This is a genomic window from Pseudomonas sp. CFBP13528 (assembly GCF_005233615.1).
Lineage (GTDB): Bacteria > Pseudomonadota > Gammaproteobacteria > Pseudomonadales > Pseudomonadaceae > Aquipseudomonas > Aquipseudomonas fluorescens_AM.
The window spans coordinates 15,392-38,684 of record NZ_QGAJ01000020.1 but is presented as its reverse complement, the minus strand read 5'-3'; the positions used below and the strand labels follow the sequence as shown (position 1 = coordinate 38,684).

The window sequence follows — 23,293 nt, the reverse complement described above, 5'->3', positions numbered from 1 at the left end:
CCCGACGGAACCCGGCTCGCCCGACGAGGCCTGATATGCAAGGATGTCGCGCCGGACATCGTTCGTTGAACGCAACGCCAAGGATTATTCATGACTGCCATCCCCACTTCCGCCCCCGTGGTTCCCGGGCGGCTGGAGCAAATGTCCACCCGCATCGCTTTTTTCATCGCCGGCTTCGGTATCGCGGCCTGGGCGCCGCTGGTGCCGTACGCCAAGGCACGCGCGCAACTCAACGAAGGCACGCTTGGTCTGTTGTTGTTGTGCCTGGGGGTCGGATCGATTCTCGCCATGCCCGTGGCAGGGGTGTTGGCGTCGCGCTTTGGCTGCCGGCGCGTGTTGACCGCCGGCACTATCATGATCTGCCTGGCGCTGCCGATGCTGGCCACCGTGAGTTCGATTCCGCTGTTGATGGCGGGGTTGTTCCTGTTTGGCGCAGGGCTGGGTACCGTGGATTCGACCGTCAACCTGCAAGCGGTGATTGTTGAACGAGCCAGCGGGAAAACCATGATGTCGGGCTTCCACGGCTTGTTCAGCCTGGGCGGCATCGTGGGTGCGGCGGGTGTCTCCGGCCTGCTGGGGCTGGGCTTGTCGCCGCTGCAGGCAACCCTGGTAGTGATCGTCATCATGGTAGTGGCGCTGCTCAAGGCCGCGCCCCATTTACTGCCCTACGGCAGTGAAAGCTCGGGGCCGGCGTTTGCCATTCCCCATGGCGTGGTGCTGTTTATCGGCTGCCTGTGTTTCATCGTCTTCCTGGCTGAAGGCGCGGTACTGGACTGGAGCGCGGTGTTCCTGAGTGCCGAGCGCGGGCTGGACGCAGCGTATGCAGGCCTGGGCTACGCGGCATTCGCCCTGACCATGACCGCCGGGCGCCTGACCGGTGACATTATTGTGCGGCGCCTGGGCGCTACCCGAGTGATCGTGGGCGGTGGGACGCTGGCAGCGGCCGGTGTGTTCCTGGCGACGCTCTCCCCTGCCTGGGAAATGGCGCTGCTCGGGTACGCGTTGGTGGGCGCCGGGTGCTCCAATATCGTCCCGGTGCTCTATACCGCTGTCGGCAAGCAGAGCGTGATGCCGGAACACATTGCCGTACCCGCCATTACCACACTGGGCTACGCAGGCATCCTGGCAGGGCCGGCAGTGATCGGGTTCATTGCCCATGGCAGCAGCATGGCAACCGCCTTCCTGCTGATCGGTGGTTTGCTGGCGGCGGTGGCGATCAGCGGAAGGATACTGCGCGTATAAATTCGCCTGTATGAGCGGCTTGATTCATGCAACCCGCTCATGCCTCTGCGGCGCCTTCAGTTGCCCTTTTCTATCTTATCGTTTTCCAACCATCGATCGATGCTGTAGTTCTTCAGCCACCCATCACTGTTACGACTTCCCGTCAGGGCGAAGCCGTTAGCCTTGTAATTGTCCAGCGAGTCCAGCAAGCCGGGCCTTTCAACGATATTTTTGGCGAGGTACACCAGCTGTTCGCTGTATTGCTTTTTCGGGAAACCGTTGGCGGGGTCTCGCACAACATTACCTTTACTATCCAGCTCGTCAGGATCCTTGCTCATCTCGACAAGCGTGTCTGTTTTTACAAACCTGTGTTTATCCCATGGCCAGGAGAAATCTTCCGACTTATCCCGTAGCTGGTCAAACATGCCCCTGAATGTCGTAACGACCTGGGCGTTGGACATGCTATGGAACGGATCCGCGCTCTGGGTATTGGGGTTGGTATTACCGGTGAGCAATTCGGCTGCTTTGGCCAGACTTTCCGGTGTGATTTTACCGCCATCCACAAGAATCGCTTCGTTGACCCTGGGGCGATTGAGTATCTCCCTGGCCAACATGATGGTGCGTTCCGAGACGCTGCTTTTATGCACATCCTCACCGGCAATTTTTTGCAGTCCGCCCTGGGTCAGATGGCCATCTGTCTTGAACTTATCCAGCATGGAAAAGTTGCTGACCAGGTCTGTCGCCAGCAGATGGTCATCCGAACTGATATAGGGATTTCCTACATTCGACATTCCGCCGTACATGCCTTGACCGTCGAAATGCCGGCTGGCGCCGTTGACCATCAGGTTGTTCGAGACAAAACTCGAGTTCGTTGCCAGCGGCTGCTGAGTGCCGATCGCCTTGTCGACGACGCTGAGTCGCGTGTAACCACCACTGGCCGGCGCAGGCTCCTGATTTGGTATGAGAGGTATTCCAGCGCCTGGAGTAATCCCGTAAGTCATGTTCATTCCCACCCTAGTTAGATTCCATCAACTGAACCTGGAGTGCCCAGTCTTCAACCCTCGTCGACTGTCAGCACGAGACACGCAACGGATGTGTGGCAACTCAAAAAATATTGGTTCCGAGAAGTCCTGCGCATGGGCGAGGTAAAACTTGAGCGTTTGTAACCAGCCAGACTGGCCGGACTTTTCCCCAACGTGGTCCGTCTAGGGATCACGGTCGACGTGATAATTTGCTCCAGAGTGTTTCGAGCAATGACAACGCAGACCGAGGCGCCGGCCCGTCCTCCGAGGTTCGCGAGCCCCTGTCAAAGTCTTCGGTCGTAGGCGCCTTGAAACTGAACTTGGGCGATGACGTGAGGTTGAGCCCCTTTGCCTGAGATTTGCCTGGGCTTTGCACCGGAGTTGCCGGAGCAGGCAAGCTTGCAACAGCGTACTGGGAGTGAGACTGGCGAGGTTCAAATGATGTGGAATTCATAGGCCATTACCTGTTCCAGTAGACGAAGGCATCCAAGGGTAAGACCGATGGATGCTCTGTTCGTGGTAAATACTTGCAAATGGTTCCCGCATCGCCGACGGGCGATTTCGCGGCTGGGGAATCCACCAGCCGATACAACGCAGTGAAGCCAGGTCTTAGCGCAGGAGCCGATACAGGTCGTCTCGAGTGATCTTGCCATCGCGCAGGAACCCGAAAACGTTGTCCATCGAGCCCTTGAGCTCCGAACGATTCATGATTTCCCTAGACAGTTGGGTGATGCTGTCGGTTGGCGCATGACCATAAAGCGGGCGCGCAGCGAGCTGTGCGAACTTGTTGATATCGATGGCGTTTCTGTCAGCGCTCCACCACGGCCCTTTCAACGCACTGAAGTTATTCAGGACATTCTGGGCAAGTTGCCTGTCGTCCTGAAGCTTCAGAGGGTTGGACGAAAGAATGAATTTATTGATGTCGTCTTTGGACAAGGACTGGTCCAAAGACCCCGTTCCGTTATTTCGATCCAGAGCCTGCATCAGGCCTGGGCGCTTGAGCAACTCCCTGGCCAGCCTGATATTCGCATCCCGCTCCGGGTTACCGGTCAGGGGCCGACCGGCCAACTTATCGACATGTCCAGGCGTGACGTTCGGTGCATACCAGGGTTTGAACGCGTTGTAGCTATTCAACAGCCCCTGAGCCAACAGCTCGTTGCTTTGCTTGCCGTAATAAGGATCCGGCAGCGTGGGGTTGGGACGTGGAGGTGGGCCTGGATTGAAGCCGGATTTCGAAGACTGCGTTGCGCTATCGAAAACCGGGCCGGGCTGACTCGCCGACTGCTCGAAACTTGGGCCTGCCGCGCCCGCACCCTTGGCCGCAGGGCTGGGTTGGGCGGCTGCAGGCGGCTGCGAGAGGTTGTCAATGGCTGAGGGCAACGCTTGATTGGATGCGGATACCGACATGTGGTGCTCCAGTTCTGATTTAGGGCGGTGCCTTGCTGCTGCAGTTGTGCCAGCGATGAATGAACCGTGGCGCAGGTATGCACCAGCAGGCATTTGCTGTGTGGCAGAGCGATGGCATTGGGTTCCTCGACGTGTTGAAAACTTCTGAATGCGGGTAGGAAGGAGGTCGTGACAGATGAAAGGCACACCGCGAAATTTTCCCCATTCACAGCACAACGCCAATCGCCGCTCACCCTGGGCAGGATGAGCGGCAGGTCGCGGCCCTTGAACGGCACATCGCCTTCAGAGGGGGCCTTGGTGTACGTGAGAAATCACAGTTCCATCGGTTATTCCCCGTCGTCCCGCGCAACAGCATGCTGAACTTCCATTGCCCCGCATCAGTCAGCACAAAAGACTCTCATTAAACAGCGGGTGGGTGATGCAGATTTCCTTGCAGCAACAAGTGGCCTTGGTCACCGGTGCCAGCTCCGGCATCGGCGCGGGTGCAGCCAAAGCGCTGGCCGAGGCCGGAGCAGCCGTGGTGCTTAACTACAATTCCCAGGCGGCACCGGCCGAAACGCTCGCGGCGCAGATCAATGCCAACGGTGGCCGAGCCATTGCCGTCGCTGGGGACGTGTCCAAAGAAGCCGACGTCGAACGTCTGTTCGCCCAGACCCTCGATGCCTTCGGCCATCTGGATATTCTCGTCGCCAACTCCGGCCTGCAGAAAGACGCCAACCTGGTCGACATGAGCCTCGAGGACTGGAACACGGTGATTGGCGTCAACCTCACCGGTCAATTTCTCTGCGCACGCGCTGCAGTGCGAATTTTCAACCGCCAGGGTGTGCGTGAGGGCGTGTCCCGCGCCGCCGGCAAGATCATCCATATGAGCTCGGTGCACCAGTTGATTCCCTGGGCCGGGCACGTGAATTACGCAGCGTCCAAAGGCGGTGTGGAGATGCTGATGCGCACCCTCGCCCAGGAGGTCAGCGAGCAGCGCATTCGGATCAACGGGATTGCGCCGGGGGCGATTCGCACGGCGATCAACCGTGCGGCCACTGAAGGCGCCGCAGAACAGGAGCTGCTCAAGTTGATTCCCTACGGCCGCGTCGGCGATGTGCAAGACGTGGCGAATGCGGTGGTGTGGCTAGCCAGCGACGCGTCCGATTACGTGGTCGGCAGCACCCTGTTCATCGATGGCGGCATGAGCCTTTATCCGGAGTTTCGTGGCAATGGTTGATTTGAAGAACGAACCACAAAGTGCCATCGATGCCCACGGCATCATCGGCGACATGCGCAGCGCAGCGTTGGTGAATGACCGGGGTAGTATCGATTTTTTCTGCTGGCCGGAATTCGACAGTCCATCGATCTTTTGCGCGTTGCTCGACAGCCCCGAGGCCGGCACCTTCCAGCTCACCCCGGACTTGCCCAATGCACGCCGCGAGCAGATCTACCTGCCCGACACCAATGTGCTGCAAACCCGTTGGCTCAGCGATGCGGCGGTGGTGGAAATCACTGATTTGCTGGCCGTCAGCGAAGAAGTCGATGATCTACCTTTATTGATCCGCCGCGTGCGAGTGGTCAGCGGCACGGCGACGCTCCATCTACGCTGCGCCGTGCGCCATGACTACGCCCGCGCCAAGACCCACGCCGAGGCCGTCGATCGAGGCGTGTTGTTCCGCGCGGACGGTCAGCCCGGACTACGGCTGGCGGGCAGCCACCCGTTGACCCTCGACGAACATGTCGCGACGGCCAGCTTCACCCTGGCCCAGAACGAGAGCGCTGAATTCGTCCTCGGCGGCCAGGACGATCCCCGCGTGACGAACGCCTGCCCCGACCTCTACCTGGAACGCACCTTGAAGTTCTGGCGCAGTTGGATCGGTCAATCGAACTACCGCGGACGCTGGCGTGAAATGGTCAACCGCTCGGCCCTCGCGCTGAAGTTGCTGACCTCACGCAAACACGGCGCAATCATCGCCGCCGCCACCTTCGGCCTGCCCGAGACACCCGGCGGCGAGCGCAATTGGGACTACCGCTACACCTGGATCCGCGACGCTTCGTTTACCGTCTACGCGTTCATGCGCCTGGGTTTCGTCGAGGAAGCCAACGCCTACATGCGCTGGCTCAAGGGTCGGGTCAGCGACTGTTGCGGCCAGCCGACCAAAATCAACATCCTGTACGGCATCGATGGCCGCCAGGAGTTGTCGGAAACCACCCTGGATCACCTCAGCGGCCATGGCGGCGCCCAGCCGGTGCGCGTGGGCAATGAAGCGTTTGACCAGGTCCAGTTGGATATCTACGGCGAGCTGATGGATGCGGTTTACCTGGTCAATAAATACGGCGAAGCCATCTCCCACGAAGGCTGGAAGCACACCGTGGAAGTGGTCGATCAAGTCTGCGAAATCTGGAATCAGCAAGACGTCGGCATCTGGGAAATGCGTGGCGAGCAGCATCACTTCCTGCACTCGCGCCTGATGTGCTGGGTGGCCGTGGACCGGGCGATCCGCCTGGCGTCCAAGCGCTCGTTACCGGCGCCGTTCGCGCGTTGGGACCAGACCCGCCAAGCGATCTATGCCGATATCTGGAGCAACTTCTGGAACGAAGAACGTGGGCATTTCGTGCAGCACATCGGCAGTACCGCCCTCGACGGCTCGATGCTGTTGATGCCGCTGGTGCGCTTCGTTGCCGCCACCGATCCACGCTGGTTGTCGACACTGGAGGCGATCCAGAAAAGCCTGGTCCGCGATGGCATGGTCTACCGTTATCGCAACGACGACAGCCAGATCGATGGGTTACAAGGCACTGAAGGCGCGTTTGCCGCGTGTTCGTTCTGGTACGTCGAATGCCTGGCCCGCGCCGGCCAGGTGGAAAAGGCTCACCTTGAGTTCGAGCAACTGCTGCGCTACGCCAACCCGCTGGGGCTGTACGCCGAAGAGTTCGACAGCCAGGCACGGCACCTGGGCAATACGCCCCAGGCATTGAGCCATTTGGCGCTGATCAGTGCGGCGACGTTTCTGGACCGTAAACTCAGTGGTGCGAAAACGGTATGGCAACCATGATATCCCCCCTGCTCAGGAGCCGGTCATGACCACCCTCGCCCCACTGCTCTACGTGCGCACGTCCATGCTCGATATCGCCTATGAAACCCACGGCCCGCTCGACGGTGAGCCGGTGATCCTGCTGCACGGTTTTCCCTACGACCCTCGCGGCTACGACGACATCGCGCCGGGCCTGGCCGAGCAAGGTTATCGCGTGCTGGTGCCCTACCTGCGCGGGTACGGCCCCACGCGTTTTATCAATGAGCAGGTCATGCGTTCCGGTCAGCAGGCAGCGCTGGGCAAGGACTTGCTGGACTTCATGGACGCGCTGTCCATCCCCTGCGCCACCCTGGCCGGTTATGACTGGGGCGGGCGCGCCGCCTGTATCGTCGCGGCGCTGTGGCCGGAACGGGTGCGCGGGTTGGTGACCGGCGATGGCTACAACATCCAGAACATCGCCCGGTCACTCAAGCCGCGAGCACCTGAGACAGAACACCGCCTGTGGTACCAGTATTACTTTCACACCCAGCGCGGCGTGGATGGCCTGACCGCCAACCGGCGGGAACTGTGCGAGCTGTTGTGGTCGTTGTGGTCACCGTCCTGGACGCGCGGGCCGAGCCTGTACGCACAAACCGCGCCATCGTTCGATAACCCCGATTTTGTCGAAGTGGTGATCCATTCCTACCGCCATCGCTTCCTGTACGCACCGGGCGACCCGGCGCTGGCGTCCATCGAGCAGGCATTGGCGCTGCAACCCCCGATTTCGGTGCCAAGCATTTCGCTGTGCGGTGCTGATGACGGCGTGGGGCCGCCGCCTGCAGAAGACGACGACATCGAGCATTTCAGCGGATTTTATCGACGGCAAGTGCTGCCCGGCGTGGGCCACAATATTCCCCAGGAAGCGCCGCAGGCCACCCTGGCGGCGCTGTTGGAATTGCTACAGCGGTGAAAATCGCTCGCGGTAAGCCTGGGGCGTCACCGACAGGGCCCGCAGGAAACTGCGCCGCAGGGTCTCTTCACAGCCAAACCCGCAGTGCACGGCGATGCGTTTGATCGAGGTGGTGCTGTCGGCCAATTGCCGGCGCGCACTCTCGACACGTATCAGCTCCACGGCCCGCGCCGGGGTCTGGCCGGTTTCGGCGCGGTAGTGGCGCACGAAGCTGCGCTCGCTCATGCCGGCCTGGGCGGCCAGCGTGGAAATACTCAGGTCCAGGCTCAGGTTCTCGGCGATCCAGGCGTGCAGCTCGGCAAAGCGGCTGTCGCTCTTTTGCAGGGATAAAGTAACGCTGAATTGCGACTGCCCGCCGGGGCGCTTGAGAAACACCACCAGATGCCGCGCCACTTCCAGGGCTACGGCACGCCCCAGATCCTCCTCCACCAGGGCCAGGCACAGATCGATACCGGCGGTCACGCCGGCTGAGGTCCACAGCGCGCCTTGCCGGATAAAAATCGGATTGGACTCCACCGTCAGCGCAGGAAACTTGCGCGCCAGTTCTTCACAACGCGTCCAGTGAGTGGCCACGCGGCAACCGTCGAGCAGGCCACTGGCGGCCAGCAGGAAAGCGCCGGTACAGACCGAGGCCATGCGCCGGGTGTGCCGCGACTTTTCCCGCACCCAGTGCACCAGCGCCGGGTCTTCGGCGGCGCCGTATACGCCCCAGCCGCCGGCGATCACCAGCGTGTCGCACGGCTGATCGACGGCGGGCAGCGGATCGGCCAGCAGCCCAAGGCCCGCAGAAGTCACCACCGGTTTCGCCTGGTCAGCGATCACATTCACCGCATACGGCAAAGGCAAACCGCGCTGGCGGGCCAGGTCATTGGCCGAAGCGAATACCTGCAGAGGCCCGGTGACATCGAGTACCTGGGCATTATCGAAAGCGAGAACATGAATGACTCTGGGCATATTTGGCGAGATCTGTGGGCTCAATGGCGTATTCGCCAAAGCCTAGGCCTCTAGAATGGAACCGTCCACCCCCTGACGGAGCTGCATCATGACCTTGCACATCGGCTTTCTGCTATTTCCCGGTATCCAGCAACTGGACCTGACCGGCCCCTATGACGTGCTCGGTTCGCTGCCGGACGTGAAGCTGCACCTGGTGTGGCAGGACCTGGCACCCGTCACCTCCAGCACCGGCCTGGTGTTTACGCCGACCATGACCTACGCCGACTGCCCGAAACTCGACGTACTGTGCGTACCCGGCGGCTCGGGCGTTGGGGCATTGATGGAAGACACCGGCACCCTGGACTTCCTCAAGGCCCAGGCGCAAACCGTGCGCTACATGACCTCGGTGTGCACCGGCTCGCTGGTACTGGGCGCGGCGGGTCTGCTGCGCGGTCGCAAAGCCACCACCCATTGGGCCTACCACGACCTGCTCGCGCCACTGGGGGCCATCCCGGTGCAAGCGCGCGTGGTGCGTGACGGCAACCTGTTCACCGGCGGTGGGATCACGGCGGGTATCGACTTTGCACTGACTCTGGCGGCGGAGTTGTACAGCGAAGCGGCCGCGCAACTGGTGCAATTGCAAATCGAATATGCGCCGGCCCCACCGTTCGACTCGGGCCGCCCGGATACGGCGCCCAGTCATGTGCTGGAGGAAGCCCACAAGCGCACCGCAGAATCGCGCAGGGTGCGTGGGGAGATTGTTGCGCGGGCGGCGGCGCGCCTGGGTTGAGCCTGAATTCCCACTGATGCATGCAGATCTAAATGTGGGAGAGGGCTCGCCCCTGATAAGCATAAGTATCTACACAACTCTGTAGCGCCCAACGCTAACCACGATGCGCAGCGAGTCGCTCTTGATCTGGCTCTTGATCTTGATCTTAGGCGCCCCGTTAAACCACGCTGGCCGAACACAGGCTTGAATCCGTGGGCAACCTGGCAGGACGCCGGGTTAGCCCAGAGGCCGCTATCGGGGGCAAGCCCCCTCCCACCCTTTGGACTGCGCTCGACGTCAGATCGGTGATGGGTGCAAGCCACGCTCACTGCACTCATTGCCCATTCCCACACTCAACGACTAGAATGCGAAACATTATCAATTAAGACGGCTGCGCCGGGATGCCCATGTCGAGCGATCAACCACTGGACCATGCCGCCATCGGCCAGCTGTACCAAACCCACCATGCCTGGTTGCGCGGCTGGTTGAGCCGGCGTACCGGCTGCCGCGAGCACGCCGCCGACCTGGCCCAGGAAACCTTCGTGCGCCTGCTCAACGCGCGCCGGCAACAGACCTTGCAGCAACCACGCGCTTACTTGAGCAGCATTGCGCGCAGTCTGATGATTGACCAATACCGGCGTCGCGAACTGGAGCGCGCCTACCTGGAAAGCCTTGCGCATTTCCCACAGGTCGAAGTGCCTTGCGAGGAAACCCGCTTGCTGATCCTCGACAGCCTGGAGCGCATCGACCGTTTGCTCGATCAACTCAAACCGCGGGTGCGTGAGGCGTTCCTGCTGGCGCAACTGGACGGCCTGACCTGCCCGCAGATCGCCGTGCGCCTGGGCGTGTCCAGGGCCACGGTGGAGCGCGACCTGTCCAAGGCGCTGCATGCCTGTTATCGCTTGCGTTATGCCGACTGTTGATGCGCGCCTGGTGGACCAGGCGATCCAGTGGATGATCAAACTGCGCTTCAACAGCGCTGACGACGCCGCCACCGCCGCCTTTGAACAGTGGCTGCACACCAGCGCCGCGCATCAACTGGCGTGGCAGCGAGTGGCGACGATGAATGACGATTTCAGCCAATTGCCCGCGCATATCGGTCGCCATGCACTGGATGGCGCGCGCCAGCGCATCAGCCGTCGTGATGGCTTGAAGCTGCTCGGGCTGTTGGCCGGTGCCGCCGGTTTGACCTGGCTGGGCCGCGACTACACGCCCCTGCCCGCGCTGATGGCCGACTACCGCACCGCCACCGGTGAGCGGCGCTGGGTGGCGTTGAACGAGGGCAGCAAGCTGCAGCTCAACAGCGCCAGTGCTATCGACGTCGCGCTGAATGCCGAGCGGCGCCTGGTGAGCCTGCGCCAGGGTGAGGTGTTGATCAATACCGGCGCCGATAATCGCCCGTTCTGGGTACACACCCGCGACGGTGACCTGCGCGCACTCGGCACGCGCTTTCTGGTGCGTGAAGAATCCCACGGCACGCTGCTGGTGGTGCAACAGGGTGCGGTGGCGGTGTTTGCCGACCGCCACGCCGCTCACGCACGCCACGTGATCAAGCCCGGCGAACAGGTGCTGTTCGACCGCAGCGGCGTGCGCCCTGCCCCGGTCAACGGTCTCGATCCCTGGGCCTGGAGCGAAGGTGTCATCAGCGCCCACAACATGCGCCTGGATGACTTCCTCGCCGAACTGGGCCGCTACCGCCACGGCCTGGTGCGTTGCAGCGAAGCCGTGGCCGCGCTGCGGGTGTCGGGCACGTATCAACTGGACGACACCGATCAGGTGCTCCAATTGCTGGCCCAATCGTTGCCGGTCAACCTGACCTACCACAGTCGCTATTGGGTGACCCTGTCCTCGCGGGCTTAACCGGAAAAATAAATGAGGTGAATTCTCATTGCCGCTCGACCTGTAAGGAAAGGCCGATCAACAGGCCGGATTTATCCACTTCTTCAGGAGCACCCGCGGTCATGCAAGCGTTCCCCTCCAAACGTTCATCCCTCAAGCACGCGGTACGGGCCGCCCTGCTCGGCGCCTGCCTGGGCGGGGCCAGCCTGCCCCTGACGGCGCTGGCCGAAAGTGCCGCCGACACCCAGGTTCGCGATTGGCGGATCGCCCCCGGCCCGCTTGCCTCGGCACTCGACCAGTTCGCCCGACAGGCCGGGATCAGCCTGTCCTACGACGCCAGCAGCGTCGCCGGCAAGAACAGCAGCGGGCTCAACGGCAGCTTTGAACCCGAACACGCCTTGGGCCAATTGCTGCGGGGTCAGGGCCTGCAAGCCCAACGCCAGGGCAACAGCACCTGGCTGCTGCTACCGCAAACAGCCGATACCGGCGCGCTGAACCTGGGCGCCACGATGATCAGTGGTGAACGCCTGGGGGCGATGACCGACGGCACCGGCGCCTACACCACTGGCGCGGTCACCATTGGCAAAGGCGAACACAGCCTGCGCGAAACGCCGCAGTCGGTAAGCGTGATGACCCGCCAATTGATGGACGACCAGAACGTCACCACCATCGACGACGTGATGGAGCGCACGCCGGGAATCACCACTTATGAATCGCCCATGGGCGGCAAGTATTTCTATTCCCGTGGTTTCAAGATGCTTGGCCAGTACCAGTACGACGGCGTGCCGCTGGACATGGGTAAGGACTACGTACAAGCCGACAGTTTCAGCGCCAATATGGCGATTTATGACCGTGTGGAAGTGCTCAAAGGCGCGGCCGGCATGCTCAAGGGCGCCGGCACCGCCAGCGGCGCGGTGAATTTCGTGCGCAAGCGACCGCAGGCCAGGCCCACGTCCAGCCTGTCGCTGTCCGCCGGCACCTGGGACAACTACCGCGCCGATGTCGACACCGGTGGCCCGCTCAATGACAGCGGCACCGTGCGTGGCCGCGCGGCGTTCAGCCAGCAGGATCGCGGCTCCTATATGGATATTTCCAAGCGCAAGGATCGCGCGTTCTACGGCGCGCTGGACATCGATCTCAACCCCGACACCACTCTGGGCCTGGGCGCCAGTTATGAAGACGTCGATGCCAGCCCGTGCTGGGGTGGCTTGCCGCGCTACAGCGACGGCAAGAGTGCCAAGCTCAGCCGCTCCACGTGCCTGGGCCAATCCTGGAACGACTGGCAAAGCCGGCGTGCCACGTTCTTCGCCGACCTTACCCATCACTTCAACGACGACTGGACACTCAAAGTCGCCGCCGTGCACAGCCGCAACCTGCAAGACACCAAGTATGCCGCCAGCGAAGGCACCATCGCTTACGGCAACCCGCTGCCTACCGCCAATTCCTATGCAGCCTTGATGGATTACGACCACAAGGACTTCGGCCTCGATGCCTACGTGGACGGCAAGTTCGAAGCGTTCGGCCTGGAGCACGAATTGATCCTCGGCGCCAACGGCAGCCGTGGCACCCAGGACGACATCTACGCGATCCAGAACTTGCCCAGGCGCCAAAGCATTTATCAACCCGACCACCATTTCCCGGAACCGGCCAATGACACCTTCTGGCCGAACATGTACCGCGGCGGCACGGTCAAGGAAACTGCCACGCAATACGGCACCTACGCCACGCTGCGCCTGCGTCTGGCCGAGCCGTTGATGTTTATCGTCGGCAGCCGAGTAAGCTGGTACGACAACCGCCGCCAGTCAAACAACCTGGGCTGGGGCGAATGGAGCGTGCAAGACGCACACACCAAAGAAAGCGGCGAAGTCACTCCATTTGCCGCGCTGATCTATGACCTCAATGAGCACCTGTCGGTATACGCCAGCTACGCCGATATCTTCCAGCCGCAGAGTGCCTATGCAACGGCCGATGGCGCAGCGCTCAAACCGAAAATCGGCAACAACTACGAGCTGGGCATCAAGGGCGAATGGTTCGACGGGCGCCTCAACAGCTCGCTGGCGCTGTTCCGCGCGATCGAGAAAAACGGCGCCGAGACCGACTTCCTGAGTTTTTGCCCGACCTCCGCCGATGGCTATTGCTATACCGACACCGGCAAAGTACGCGCCCAGGGCATCGAAGCCGAAGTCAGCGGCCAATTGCTCGAGCGTCTGCAGGTATCCGGCGGCTACACCTACACCCAGACCAAATCGTTGAAGAATATCGACAGCAGCCTTGAAGGTGGCGCGTCCAATACCTACGTGCCCCGGCACATGCTGCGCATGTGGGGCGACTACCAGCTTGATGGCGCGTTGTCCAAATGGAGCGTGGGAGCTGGCGTCAATGCACAGAGCAGCAATTACCGGCTGCAGGGCATCAAGCTGGAGCAAGCCGGTTATGCCCTGTGGGATGCGCGCCTGGCGTACCGTGTGGATGACACGTGGACCGTCGCGCTGAACGGCAAAAACCTCTTCGACAAAAATTATTATCAAACCGTAGGCACGGCGTCCTGGGGTAATTTTTATGGCGAACCGCGCAATTTCACCGTCAGTTTGAAAGGCACGTTCTAACCCCCCTTCCCAGGGGCGATTGCTTCACTTAATCGCCCCTGCGCGTCCCCTTTTCCTGCCACGCGAAAAAACCTTTTCACAGCTGGCAGGAAAATTCTCACATTTGTTCCTACACTCAAAATCACCCCCCCCAGTGCCAAGTGCCAGTACAAGGAACGTCAAGCATATGACATGCAAAAGCCTGTTCTACCTCCCAGCAATGCCAAATCCAGCACGACGTCAATTTATTGGCCAATTCGCATAAGGAGTCTTTTTTTTACCTTTTTCCCGCAAAACTACCTTCATTTGGATGGTTCCACTTGGATGATGGTTGCGTTTTAACCAGTTGTAGCGCTCCGCCTGCTCAGTTGAACAGTCGCAAAGCGAACCTGGTATGCAATGAGGGATGTTCGTATGCGAGAGAAGTCATCAGTTGTCAGTTTGTTTTTGACTCGTGCAGGTTTCGTTGAATTTTTTGTCATTTTTGTCAAGTTGATCCATGGCCTGACTGCCATTTTGCCGCCGCTGGTGCTGGCGTTTTTCATCGACCCGATGGAACTTGAAATGCGCTCGCGCTTTCTGGGTCTGTTGCTGTTCTTCGCGTTCCTGACGATTATTTTGTTCCAGGCCCTGGGCATCTATTCCGAAGAGCTGTTCAGCAACCGCCTGCGCTTGCGCGCCAAAATCGTGGCCTGGTCGTCGGCGTTCTGCATCCTGCTGTTCATGTACCAGATCCTGCAGGTGTTCCCGCAGTTGAACCCGCGCAATCTTGTGGCCTGGTACTTCGCAAGCCTTGGGCTGTTCTGCCTGGAACGCATGATGATGCTGCGCCTGTACCGCAGCCTGATGCGCCGGGGCAAATACCTGCAACGCACGGTGCTTCTGGGCTTCACCGACACCGCCGTGCATATCGCCGACCACCTGCAACGCAATGGCGATATCCGCTCCGGCCTGATTGGTTTTATCGACGACCGCACCGAACGCATCCCCAAGGAGCTGAGCAACCTGCCGCTGCTGGGCAACACCCGCGACCTGGAAAAACTGATCCGCGCCGAGCAGGTCAACCAAGTGATGATCTGCCTGCCGTGGTCTGCCGAGCAGCGTATCCTTGGGCTGGTCAATCGCCTGCGACAGATGTCGGTGAACGTGATGCTGGTGCCGGACATGGCCGCCCTGCGCTACGGCCACAGCCGCATTACCGACGTGGGCGGTATCTTGATGTTCAACACCTCGCAGCTACCGCTGCGCGGCTGGGCGCCCTTTATCAAGCGCTGCGAAGACCTGTTGCTGGCCAGCATTGCCCTGGTGGTGCTGTCTCCGGTGATGCTGTTGACGGCCATCGCGATCAAGCTCGATTCCAAGGGCCCGGTGCTGTTTCGCCAGAACCGCTACGGCTACAACGACAATGAAATCCGCGTGTTCAAGTTCCGTTCGATGTTCACTGACCAAAGCGACTTCACCGCCGAACGCCAGACCACCCGCCAAGACCCGCGTATCACACGCGTCGGCCGCATCATCCGCAAAACCAGCATCGACGAGCTGCCCCAGTTGTTCAACGTACTGCTGGGCAACATGTCCATGGTCGGCCCGCGCCCCCACGCCACCGCAACCAAGGCTGCAGGCATTCCTTTTGAACTGGCGGTGAGCGAATACAGCTCGCGGCATCGGGTCAAGCCAGGCATCACCGGTTGGGCGCAAATCAACGGCTACCGGGGCGAAACCGATACCCTGTTCAAAATCCAGAAACGCGTCGAGTACGACCTGGAATACATCTCCAAATGGTCGGTGTGGTTTGACTTGTACATCGTTTTCATGACGGTCCCGGCCGTCCTTTCCACCAAGGAAGTCTATTGATGAATACCCTCAACGGATTGATTCCCTGCATTATTTCCGGTGGTTCGGGCACACGCTTGTGGCCGGTGTCCCGGCAGAACATGCCCAAGCCGTTCATGCGCATGCGCGACGGCCAGAGCCTGCTGCAGAAAACCTTCCAGCGCGCCGCACGCCTGCCCGGTGTGGAAAGCGTGCTGACGGTGACCAACCGCGACCTGCTGTTTCGCACCCTGGACGACTACCGCGGCGTCAACAAGGCCCACCTGCCCCTGGACCTGCTGCTCGAACCGTTCGGACGCAACACCGCAGCGGCCATCGCCGTGGCGGCGCTGCATGTGCAGGAACATTTCGGCGGTGACGCGCAACTGCTGGTGATGCCAGCCGACCACTTGGTGCTCGATGAAAGCGCCTTCGCCGAGGCAGTGACCCAGGCCCGCGAACTGGCCGAAGCCGGCTACCTGGTGACCTTCGGCATCCAGCCTGACCACCCGGAAACCGGCTTCGGCTATATCGAAAAAGGCGAAGCGCTGAGCCTGGGCAACCGGGTCAAGCGCTTTGTCGAAAAGCCCGACCTGGCCACCGCCCAAGCCTACCTCGACGGCGGCAAACACCTGTGGAACGCCGGCATGTTCTGCTTCAAGGCCAGCACTCTGGTGGATGAACTGAACACCCATGCCCCCGACGTTCTGATTGCTGCGCGTGCCGCCCTCGAACACAGCCAGCACCTGCAAAACAAAACCTCGCGCCAGCGCGAACTGGACAGCGATGCCTTCGCCAGCGCGCCGGACATCTCCATTGACGTGGCGCTGATGGAAAAGTCCCAGCAAGTGGCCGTGGTGCCGTGCGACATCGGCTGGAGCGATATCGGTTCCTGGGAAGCCCTGCGCCAGCTCACCCCCAGCGATGCCCAGGGCAACCAGGTCAATGGCGAAGCGATCCTGCACGACGTGCACAACTGCTACATCGATTCGCCCAAGCGCGTACTCGGTGCGGTCGGCGTGCGTGACCTGATCATCGTCGACACCCCCGACGCCCTGCTGATCGCCGACGCCAACCGCAGCCAGGACGTGCGCTACATCGTGGCCGAACTCAAGCGCCAGAATCATCCGGCCTTCAGCCTGCACCGCACCGTGACCCGGCCGTGGGGCACCTACACCGTGCTGGAGGAAAGCAGCCGCTTCAAGATCAAGCGCATCGTGGTCAAACCCCAGGCGTCGCTGTCGCTGCAAATGCACCACCACCGCAGCGAGCACTGGGTGGTGGTCAGCGGCGCGGCGCAGATCACCAATGGCGAACGTGAATTCCTGATCAACGCCAACGAATCCACTTATATACCGGCCGGACACAAACACCGCCTGACCAACCCGGGCATCATCGATCTGGTGATGATCGAAGTGCAGAGCGGCGAATACCTGGGCGAAGACGATATCGTGCGCTTCGATGACATCTACGGGCGTGCGCCTGCCGAAGTGAAGAAGTGACATGCGCACCTCGTTGATCATCCCGACACGTAACGCCTCCAGCCACCTGGCGCGGCTGCTGCCCGCGCTGAAGATGCAGACCCTGCAGCCGGACGAGATGCTGGTGGTCGACAGCGCCTCCAGCGATGACACCGTAGCGCGCTTTCGCGACTACGGCGCGCGGGTCGAGGTGATCGACGCCCGCGACTTCAACCACGGCGGCACGCGGCGCTGGGCCAGTGAACAGGTGAACGGTGACGCCCTGATCGTGATGACCCAGGACGCCATTCCGGCCACCCCGGAAACCTTTGCCAACCTGCTCGTTGAATTGCAGCAGGACCCGCTCAACGGCGTGGCCTACGGGCGCCAGTTGCCGCACCCGGATGCCGGGGTGCTGGGGGCGCAGTCGCGACACTTCAATTACCCGGCCCAAAGCCGCAGCAAGCGCCTGGCCGATGCGCCGGAACTGGGGATCAAGACCTGTTTCAGCTCCGATTCGTTTTCCGTCTATCGGCGCAGCGCCCTGCAAGCCGTAGGCGGCTTCCCCGCCGATGTCATCGGCAGCGAAGACGCCTACGTTGCGGCACGCATGCTGATCGAAGGCTACACCGTGCGCTACGCCGCCTCCGCGCAGGTGTACCACTCCCACGATTACCGGCTCATGGACGAGTTTCACCGCTACTTCGACATCGGCGTGTTCTACGGTCGCGAACCGTGGATACGCCAGGCCTTTGGCGATGCCGGCGGTGAAGGTAAACGCTATGTACTGGCTGAATTCGCGGCATTGCGCGCAGCCGGTGCCTGGCACCGCGTACCTGAAGTACTGGTGCGCAGCGCGTTCAAGTTACTCGGCTATCGGCTGGGTCATCAGGAACGCCGGCTACCTCTGGCCCTCAAGCGGCGCATCAGCATGTTCCCCGGTTATTGGAGGTGAGCATCATGACCTACAGGAAATCCTATTTGATGAAACGAACCGTGCTCGTCCTGGCCATGATGGCCTTGGCCGCCTGCAATACACCCGCGCGCATCGTCGCGCCTGATGACAAGACCGTCGAGGAAGGCAAGCGCGCCCTCGACCAGCTTGCCCAACTGCCGCCGGCGGTGGAACGCATCCGCGTCGGCGATCAGTTGCGCATCGTGCGCGACGCCGGGGAAATGCCAACGCTGTCGGCGTTCAACGTCAGTACGATCTACGAGCTGACGCTGTACACGGTGCAAAGCGACGGCAAGATCAACTACCCGTTCCTGGGCCCGATCCAGGTCGCCCGGCGCACGCCGACGGAAGTGGCGGACGAGCTCAGCAACAAGCTCGCGCCGGTGTATCGCGAGCCGCGGGTGACGGTGAACATCAACCAGGCGCCGGCCAATTCGATCATTGTTGGCGGCGCGGTGAACAACCCGACCACGGTGGCAATCGCCTCGGCCAACACCCTGGAGCAAGCCATTGTCGGCGCCGGCGGGGTGAACCCGGCGGGCAATGCGAGCATGGTCGCGCTGCTGCGCGAAGATACCCAGGGCGTCTATCGCGCTTACTTCCTGGACTTCAGCCAATACCTCAAGACCGGTCCCAACGGGCGCAAACAAGTGCCCCTGCAACGCGGTGACGTGGTGTTCGTGCCCAAATCCAACGTGGGCGAGCGCATCCAGGGCGTGGATACCTACCTGAACCAACTGATCCCATTCACCAAGTCGATCGGGGTTGGCTACAACTACACCCGAACCAGCGGCGGCAGTAACTAAAGGAGCGACATCCCATGATCGAGATCCGTTCTTTTCGCGATCTTCTGCGCCTGTTCTTCATCTTCCGCAAGGAGTTCAGGCTGGCGGCCATCGCGGCGCTGGTGATCATTTTGCTGGGGGCTTTCCTGCTGCCGGCCAAGTACGAATCCACCGCGCGCCTGTTGGTCAAGCCGGGGCGTGACTCGACGCTGCCGATCGAAATCAGCAACCGTCAGGCGCTGGTGATGCCCAGCACTCAGCGCGACCCGATTGTCGATGAAGAACGCCTGCTCACCGGGCGCCCGATCGTGCGGGCGGTAGCCGAGCATTATCTGGAAGTCATCGACAAAATGCCGCCGCCGGAAGGCGTCTGGAAGCGCACCAAGTTCTATGTCAAAAACGGTATCGGCGCAGTGTTCGACGGCGTACGGGTGGTGCTGGAAACCGTGGGCATCGTTGAAAAGACCACACCGGTGGAGCGCCTCGCCGCGAGCCTGGAGAAGAACTTTGAAGTCAGCCACGCGGCGGGCTCCACGGTGATGGACATCAGCTTCAAATGGGGCGACCCGCAAATCGCCCAGGCGGTGGTCAAGAGTTGGGTCGAGACCTACATCAACGAACGCACCGAGGCCCTGGGACGCAAGAGCCTGTATGCCTTCTATGAAGGTCAGGCGGCCAACAGCGCGACCGAAATCAAGAGCTACAAGCAGCAGATCCTCACTCACCTGAACCGGATCGGCGCAGCGAGCATTACCGATCGCCTGGAAGATTTATCCGAACGCATCAACGTACTGCGGGGCGAGACGTTCAACACCAGTCGCTTGATCGCCTCGTCCGACAGCGCCATTGCAAGCACGCGCACCCAGCTCAAGACCCAGCCAAAGGAAGTCACCACGGTTCGCCAGATTGCGCTGAACCCGCAGCAGCAGGACTTGCGCCGTCTGCTCAACCAGAAGCTGCTGGAAAAAGCCGACATGATGCGCACCTACACCGATAACGCGCCGCCGGTCAAAGCCCTGGACGCGTCGATTCGAGCGATGCAGGTCCAGGTCTCGAATGAAAGCAACACCGTGCAAAGCTCGGAAAACCGCGCGCCGAACACGCTCGAAATCCACTTGCAGCGCGTGCTGCTCGATGAGTCCAGCAACAACCTGGCGTTGCGTACCCAACTGGTGCAACAGCAGAAACAACTGGTCAACCTCGAAGCGCAACGCAAGGAAGCCCTGGATATCGAGCCGGAGCTGGCGCGCCTGTCCCGTGAGCTGAATACCACCGAGCGTAACTACGCGCTGTACGTGGATAACCTGGAAAAATCGCGCATCGACCGTGAGCTGGATAACAGCCAGATCAGCAACATTGCAGTGATTGAGGAAGCCACCCTGAACCCAGGCCGCATTTTCCCGAAAACCCTGCTGATGCTGTTTTTGGCGATCCCGTTCGCCATCGTCGTCGGCCTGCTGGTGGTCTACCTGTGCTACCTGCTTGATCAACGCATTCACGATGGTGGCCTGGTGGAACGCAAGTTCGGCCTGCCGTTGTGGACCACGCTGCCGGAGCTGGACACCAGCACCGCGCAAGGCACCAACGCGTTCAATGCGAGCATCTACCGGTTGTACGGCCTGTTGCAGTTGGACCGGGTGGCCGAACGCGGCCTGACCCTCGGGCTGACCTCGGCGCGCCACGGTGAAGGGGTGACCTTCGTGGTGGAGCAACTGCGCCTATTGCTCCAGGAAAACGGTATCACCGTGCGCGTCGGCGGGGTTGATCCGGCGGCGCCAGGTGAAGTGGTGCTGCTGGACGCCTCAGCGCTGCTGGACAACCGCGATGCCTTCGTCAACCTGCGCCGCGCCGACCTGATCGCGCTGGTGGTCGAAGCCCGCAAGAGCACGGTGCCGGTGGTGGAGCACGCGCTGTCGATCCTCAATACAGCATTCGGCAAAGTCGACGGCATCATCATCAACCGGCGCAAGTTCGAAGTGCCGGCCAAGGTACTGCGCACCATCGCCAAATACCGGGGGGCGTTCTGATGCGCATCGCCCTGCTTGCACCTTTGCCGCCGGAAAAAAACGGGATCGCCGACTATGCGAACCATTTCAAGACGGCATTGGAGCAACTGGGCGTGACGGTGCTGACACCGTTGAGCGGCGTGGAAGGCTCGAGCGCGGCGATCAGGCAGGCCGTTGCCGCGTTCGACTGGCGCAGCGTGGACCTGGTCCACGCCGAGCTGGGCGGCGGGCGCCTGGGAGAGTTCCTGGCCTTGCGCGAGTTGCGCAAGGGCTACCCTGACCTGCCGCTGACGGCCACCGTGCATGACCCCGAGCGCATCGTGTGGCGGCGCGAGCACCTGCCCTTCCCGCTCAACCTGCTGGAGCGCCTGCCCAGCCCGTTGCCGCAGGCGGCAGTGGTGCTGGCAGACCCGCTGACCCTGCGTGAAGAACGCCAGGTCGCGCGGGGCCTGACGCGGTTGATTACCCTGACCCGCCTGGGCGCCGATTGCCTCAGCCAGCGTATGCAACTGCCGGCCGGCAAGGTGGCGGTCATCCATCACGCCAACCTGGCGATTGCAGCCGTGGCCTTGCCGCCGCTGGATACGCTGCACCTGTTGTATTTCGGTTTCATCTACCGTGGCAAAGGCATTGAAGACCTGTTGCAGGCCCTGGCCGCCGTCTTCGAGCAAGCCCCCCAATTGCGTGACCGTGTGCGCTTGACCCTGGCCGGTGGCACTGCCGCCGAAATGGCGTTTGGCGCGGGCGGCAATTACCTGGAGCAGTTGAACCGCCAGATCGCCGACCTCGGCCTGGCAGGCGTCATCGATTGGCGGCTGAACCTGCCGGCTGACGAGATTGCCCAGACGATCCAGGCCCACCATGTGATGGTGCTGCCGTATCGCGAATCGAAAAAACTCGGCCTGCTCGGCCGCCAACGCGGCACCAGTGGCGCGCTGTCCTGGGCCGCCGCGTGCGGACGTGGAGCGATTACCTCCGATGCGCGGGCGTTTGCCGAGGAAGTCGCCAGCGGCAACGGCGCGATCTATCCCGAAGGCGATGTGGCTGCGCTGGGCGAGCAGTTGTTGCGCCTGGCCCGTACGCCGACCCTGGCCCGCGACTGGGCCGAACGCGCCGGCGCCATCGGCCGCGAACGCTTATGGCCGCTGACGGCGCAGCACTTCAAGCAGCTCTTCGAACAGGCAATTGCGGGGGCCCCGTATGGCACGTAAACGGACTTATTTCGCCACCCTTGCGCTGGTCGCCGCCCTGGGGCTGACCGCCTTTATCTGGGGGCGCCAGGCCGACGCCGAGAGCCATGTGCTCAAAGGCAACAAGGTGGTGGTGTGGAAGGACTTCCTCGGCGTCAACGCGCAGTTCCTGTGGTTCAGCCCCGAGCGTTACCAGTTGCAAATCGACCGCCTCAAGGAGCTGGGCCTGGAATGGGTGCGCCTGGACCTGCATTGGGACCAATTGGAGCCGGTCGCCGACCAGTACCAGGTGGCGACCCTGGACCAGTTGGTGACCAGGCTTGAAGACAACCAGCTCAAGTCAGTGTTTTACCTGGTCGGCTCGGCGCCGTTTATCACCACCGCGCCGGTGGGCGCGCCCTACCAGGATCAATACCCGCCGCGAGACCCGAATGTGTTTGCGCTGCGCATGGCGCTGTTGGCCCAGCGCTACCCCAGCGTCGACGCCTGGCAGGTGTGGAACGAGCCGAACCTGCTGGGCTTCTGGCGCCCGGCGGCGGACCCGGCCGGTTATGCCACGCTGCTGCGCACCACCGCCGCCGCACTGCGCGCTGTCGCCCCGAACAAACCGGTGGTGGCCGCCGGCATGGCGTTTTTCAGCGAAATGCCCAACGGCCAGACCATGCTCGATGCCCTCGATGCCCTCGGCGTGCCGAGCCTGAACACCGTCATGTCCTACCACCCTTACACGCAACTGCCCGAGGGCAACGACCCGGCCAACCTCGACTTCGTGGCCAAGACCACCGCCCTCAACCAGAAGCTGCGCAACAGCGGCGTGAAAACCCTGTGGAGCACCGAATGGGGCTGGTCGAACTACCTCGGGCCCAAGGAAGCCCAGGACATCATCACCCAACAGGGCCAGGCCGATTATGTGATACGCCGCCTGGCGCTGATGAGCGCGCTGGATTTCGACAAGATTTTCCTGTTCACCCTGAGCGACCTGGACCAGCGCGCCAGCGTGCGCGACCGCGCCTACGGCTTGCTTGATATCGACGCCAAGCCCAAGCCGGTCTACGCCGCGTTGAAAAATTTTCTCGACGTCAGTGGCCCGCAAATGACCCCCGGCGATCCGCCCACCGCCGACCAATTGCCCGACGGCCTGTTCAGCATCGGCTGGACCCGCGCCGACGGGCGCAAGCTGTGGTTTTTCTGGTCGGCCCGTGGCGGTAACGCGCACTTGCCGAACCTCGCCAGCGCGACGTTGTATGACCCGTTGCGCGGCACGCAGACACCGGTGAGCGGCACCAATGGGTTGACTGTCCCGGTCAAGTCGAACCTGCAAATTCTGTTATGGGATTGAAGCT

At 61.7% G+C, this 23,293-nt stretch carries 18 protein-coding genes; 15 read left to right on the top strand and 3 right to left on the bottom strand.

Annotated features, from left to right (window positions below; genetic code table 11):
* Positions 1–90: 90 nt before the first annotated feature.
* Positions 91–1,242, top strand: a complete 1,152-nt coding sequence (locus tag PspCFBP13528_RS24850) for an MFS transporter (protein ID WP_101221148.1) — start codon at positions 91–93, stop codon at positions 1,240–1,242.
* A 56-nt stretch (positions 1,243–1,298) separates the two neighbouring features.
* On the opposite strand, the gene PspCFBP13528_RS24845 is transcribed toward PspCFBP13528_RS24850, so the two are convergent.
* Positions 1,299–2,222: a hypothetical protein gene (locus tag PspCFBP13528_RS24845; RefSeq protein WP_232790605.1), complete on the bottom strand. Its 924-nt coding sequence runs from the start codon at positions 2,220–2,222 to the stop codon at positions 1,299–1,301.
* A 630-nt stretch (positions 2,223–2,852) separates the two neighbouring features.
* Positions 2,853–3,650, bottom strand: a complete 798-nt coding sequence (locus PspCFBP13528_RS27985; RefSeq protein ID WP_232790606.1) for a hypothetical protein — start codon at positions 3,648–3,650, stop codon at positions 2,853–2,855.
* 418 nt (positions 3,651–4,068) lie between these two features.
* On the opposite strand from PspCFBP13528_RS27985, the gene PspCFBP13528_RS24830 reads away from it, so the two are divergent.
* From PspCFBP13528_RS24830 to PspCFBP13528_RS24820, 3 genes are read left to right on the top strand one after another with little or no spacing between them, the layout of a single operon-like run.
* A complete protein-coding gene (locus tag PspCFBP13528_RS24830) occupies positions 4,069–4,869 on the top strand; it encodes a glucose 1-dehydrogenase (RefSeq protein WP_065952298.1) in 801 nt (266 codons plus the stop codon).
* Positions 4,862–6,688, top strand: coding sequence for a glycoside hydrolase family 15 protein (locus tag PspCFBP13528_RS24825; protein WP_065952299.1), 1,827 nt, complete (start codon positions 4,862–4,864; stop codon positions 6,686–6,688). Before PspCFBP13528_RS24830 ends, PspCFBP13528_RS24825 begins: the two co-directional genes overlap by 8 nt.
* 25 nt (positions 6,689–6,713) lie before the next feature.
* Positions 6,714–7,616 (top strand): alpha/beta hydrolase, encoded by a 903-nt coding sequence (locus tag PspCFBP13528_RS24820; protein ID WP_065952300.1) that lies wholly within the window; start codon positions 6,714–6,716, stop codon positions 7,614–7,616.
* Here the strand turns inward: PspCFBP13528_RS24820 and PspCFBP13528_RS24815 are convergent.
* Complete coding sequence (locus PspCFBP13528_RS24815) at positions 7,605–8,570, bottom strand: GlxA family transcriptional regulator (RefSeq protein ID WP_065952301.1); 966 nt, start codon at positions 8,568–8,570, stop codon at positions 7,605–7,607. The two genes, PspCFBP13528_RS24820 and PspCFBP13528_RS24815, sit on opposite strands and share 12 nt — an antisense overlap.
* 88 nt (positions 8,571–8,658) lie before the next feature.
* Here PspCFBP13528_RS24815 and inhA point away from each other — a divergent pair, with 88 nt between their 5' ends.
* From inhA to PspCFBP13528_RS24760, 11 genes are all read left to right on the top strand, one after another.
* Entirely contained in the window at positions 8,659–9,339 is a 681-nt protein-coding gene (gene inhA / locus PspCFBP13528_RS24810) for an isonitrile hydratase (protein ID WP_101221152.1), read from the top strand.
* A gap of 386 nt (positions 9,340–9,725) precedes the next feature.
* Positions 9,726–10,241 (top strand): sigma-70 family RNA polymerase sigma factor, encoded by a 516-nt coding sequence (locus PspCFBP13528_RS24805; protein WP_137201729.1) that lies wholly within the window; start codon positions 9,726–9,728, stop codon positions 10,239–10,241.
* Complete coding sequence (locus PspCFBP13528_RS24800; protein WP_065952305.1) at positions 10,228–11,178, top strand: FecR domain-containing protein; 951 nt, start codon at positions 10,228–10,230, stop codon at positions 11,176–11,178. The genes PspCFBP13528_RS24805 and PspCFBP13528_RS24800 overlap by 14 nt, the downstream gene beginning before the upstream one ends.
* Positions 11,179–11,279: 101 nt before the next feature.
* Positions 11,280–13,763 (top strand): TonB-dependent receptor, encoded by a 2,484-nt coding sequence (locus PspCFBP13528_RS24795; RefSeq protein WP_065952306.1) that lies wholly within the window; start codon positions 11,280–11,282, stop codon positions 13,761–13,763.
* 393 nt (positions 13,764–14,156) lie between these two features.
* Positions 14,157–15,596, top strand: coding sequence for an undecaprenyl-phosphate glucose phosphotransferase (locus PspCFBP13528_RS24790; RefSeq protein ID WP_101221154.1), 1,440 nt, complete (start codon positions 14,157–14,159; stop codon positions 15,594–15,596).
* Complete coding sequence (locus tag PspCFBP13528_RS24785; protein WP_065952308.1) at positions 15,596–17,056, top strand: mannose-1-phosphate guanylyltransferase/mannose-6-phosphate isomerase; 1,461 nt, start codon at positions 15,596–15,598, stop codon at positions 17,054–17,056. The genes PspCFBP13528_RS24790 and PspCFBP13528_RS24785 overlap by 1 nt, the downstream gene beginning before the upstream one ends.
* Before the next feature lies 1 nt (position 17,057).
* Positions 17,058–17,969 (top strand): glycosyltransferase family 2 protein, encoded by a 912-nt coding sequence (locus PspCFBP13528_RS24780; protein WP_137201728.1) that lies wholly within the window; start codon positions 17,058–17,060, stop codon positions 17,967–17,969.
* A gap of 29 nt (positions 17,970–17,998) precedes the next feature.
* Positions 17,999–18,775, top strand: coding sequence for a polysaccharide biosynthesis/export family protein (locus PspCFBP13528_RS24775; protein WP_065952310.1), 777 nt, complete (start codon positions 17,999–18,001; stop codon positions 18,773–18,775).
* A gap of 14 nt (positions 18,776–18,789) precedes the next feature.
* A complete protein-coding gene (locus tag PspCFBP13528_RS24770; RefSeq protein ID WP_065952311.1) occupies positions 18,790–20,781 on the top strand; it encodes an exopolysaccharide transport family protein in 1,992 nt (663 codons plus the stop codon).
* Complete coding sequence (locus PspCFBP13528_RS24765) at positions 20,781–21,971, top strand: glycosyltransferase (RefSeq protein ID WP_137201727.1); 1,191 nt, start codon at positions 20,781–20,783, stop codon at positions 21,969–21,971. The genes PspCFBP13528_RS24770 and PspCFBP13528_RS24765 overlap by 1 nt, the downstream gene beginning before the upstream one ends.
* On the top strand, positions 21,961–23,289 hold the full coding sequence (locus PspCFBP13528_RS24760) for a cellulase family glycosylhydrolase (RefSeq protein WP_137201726.1): 1,329 nt from the start codon (positions 21,961–21,963) through the stop codon (positions 23,287–23,289). Before PspCFBP13528_RS24765 ends, PspCFBP13528_RS24760 begins: the two co-directional genes overlap by 11 nt.
* The last annotated feature ends 4 nt before the right edge of the window (positions 23,290–23,293 follow it).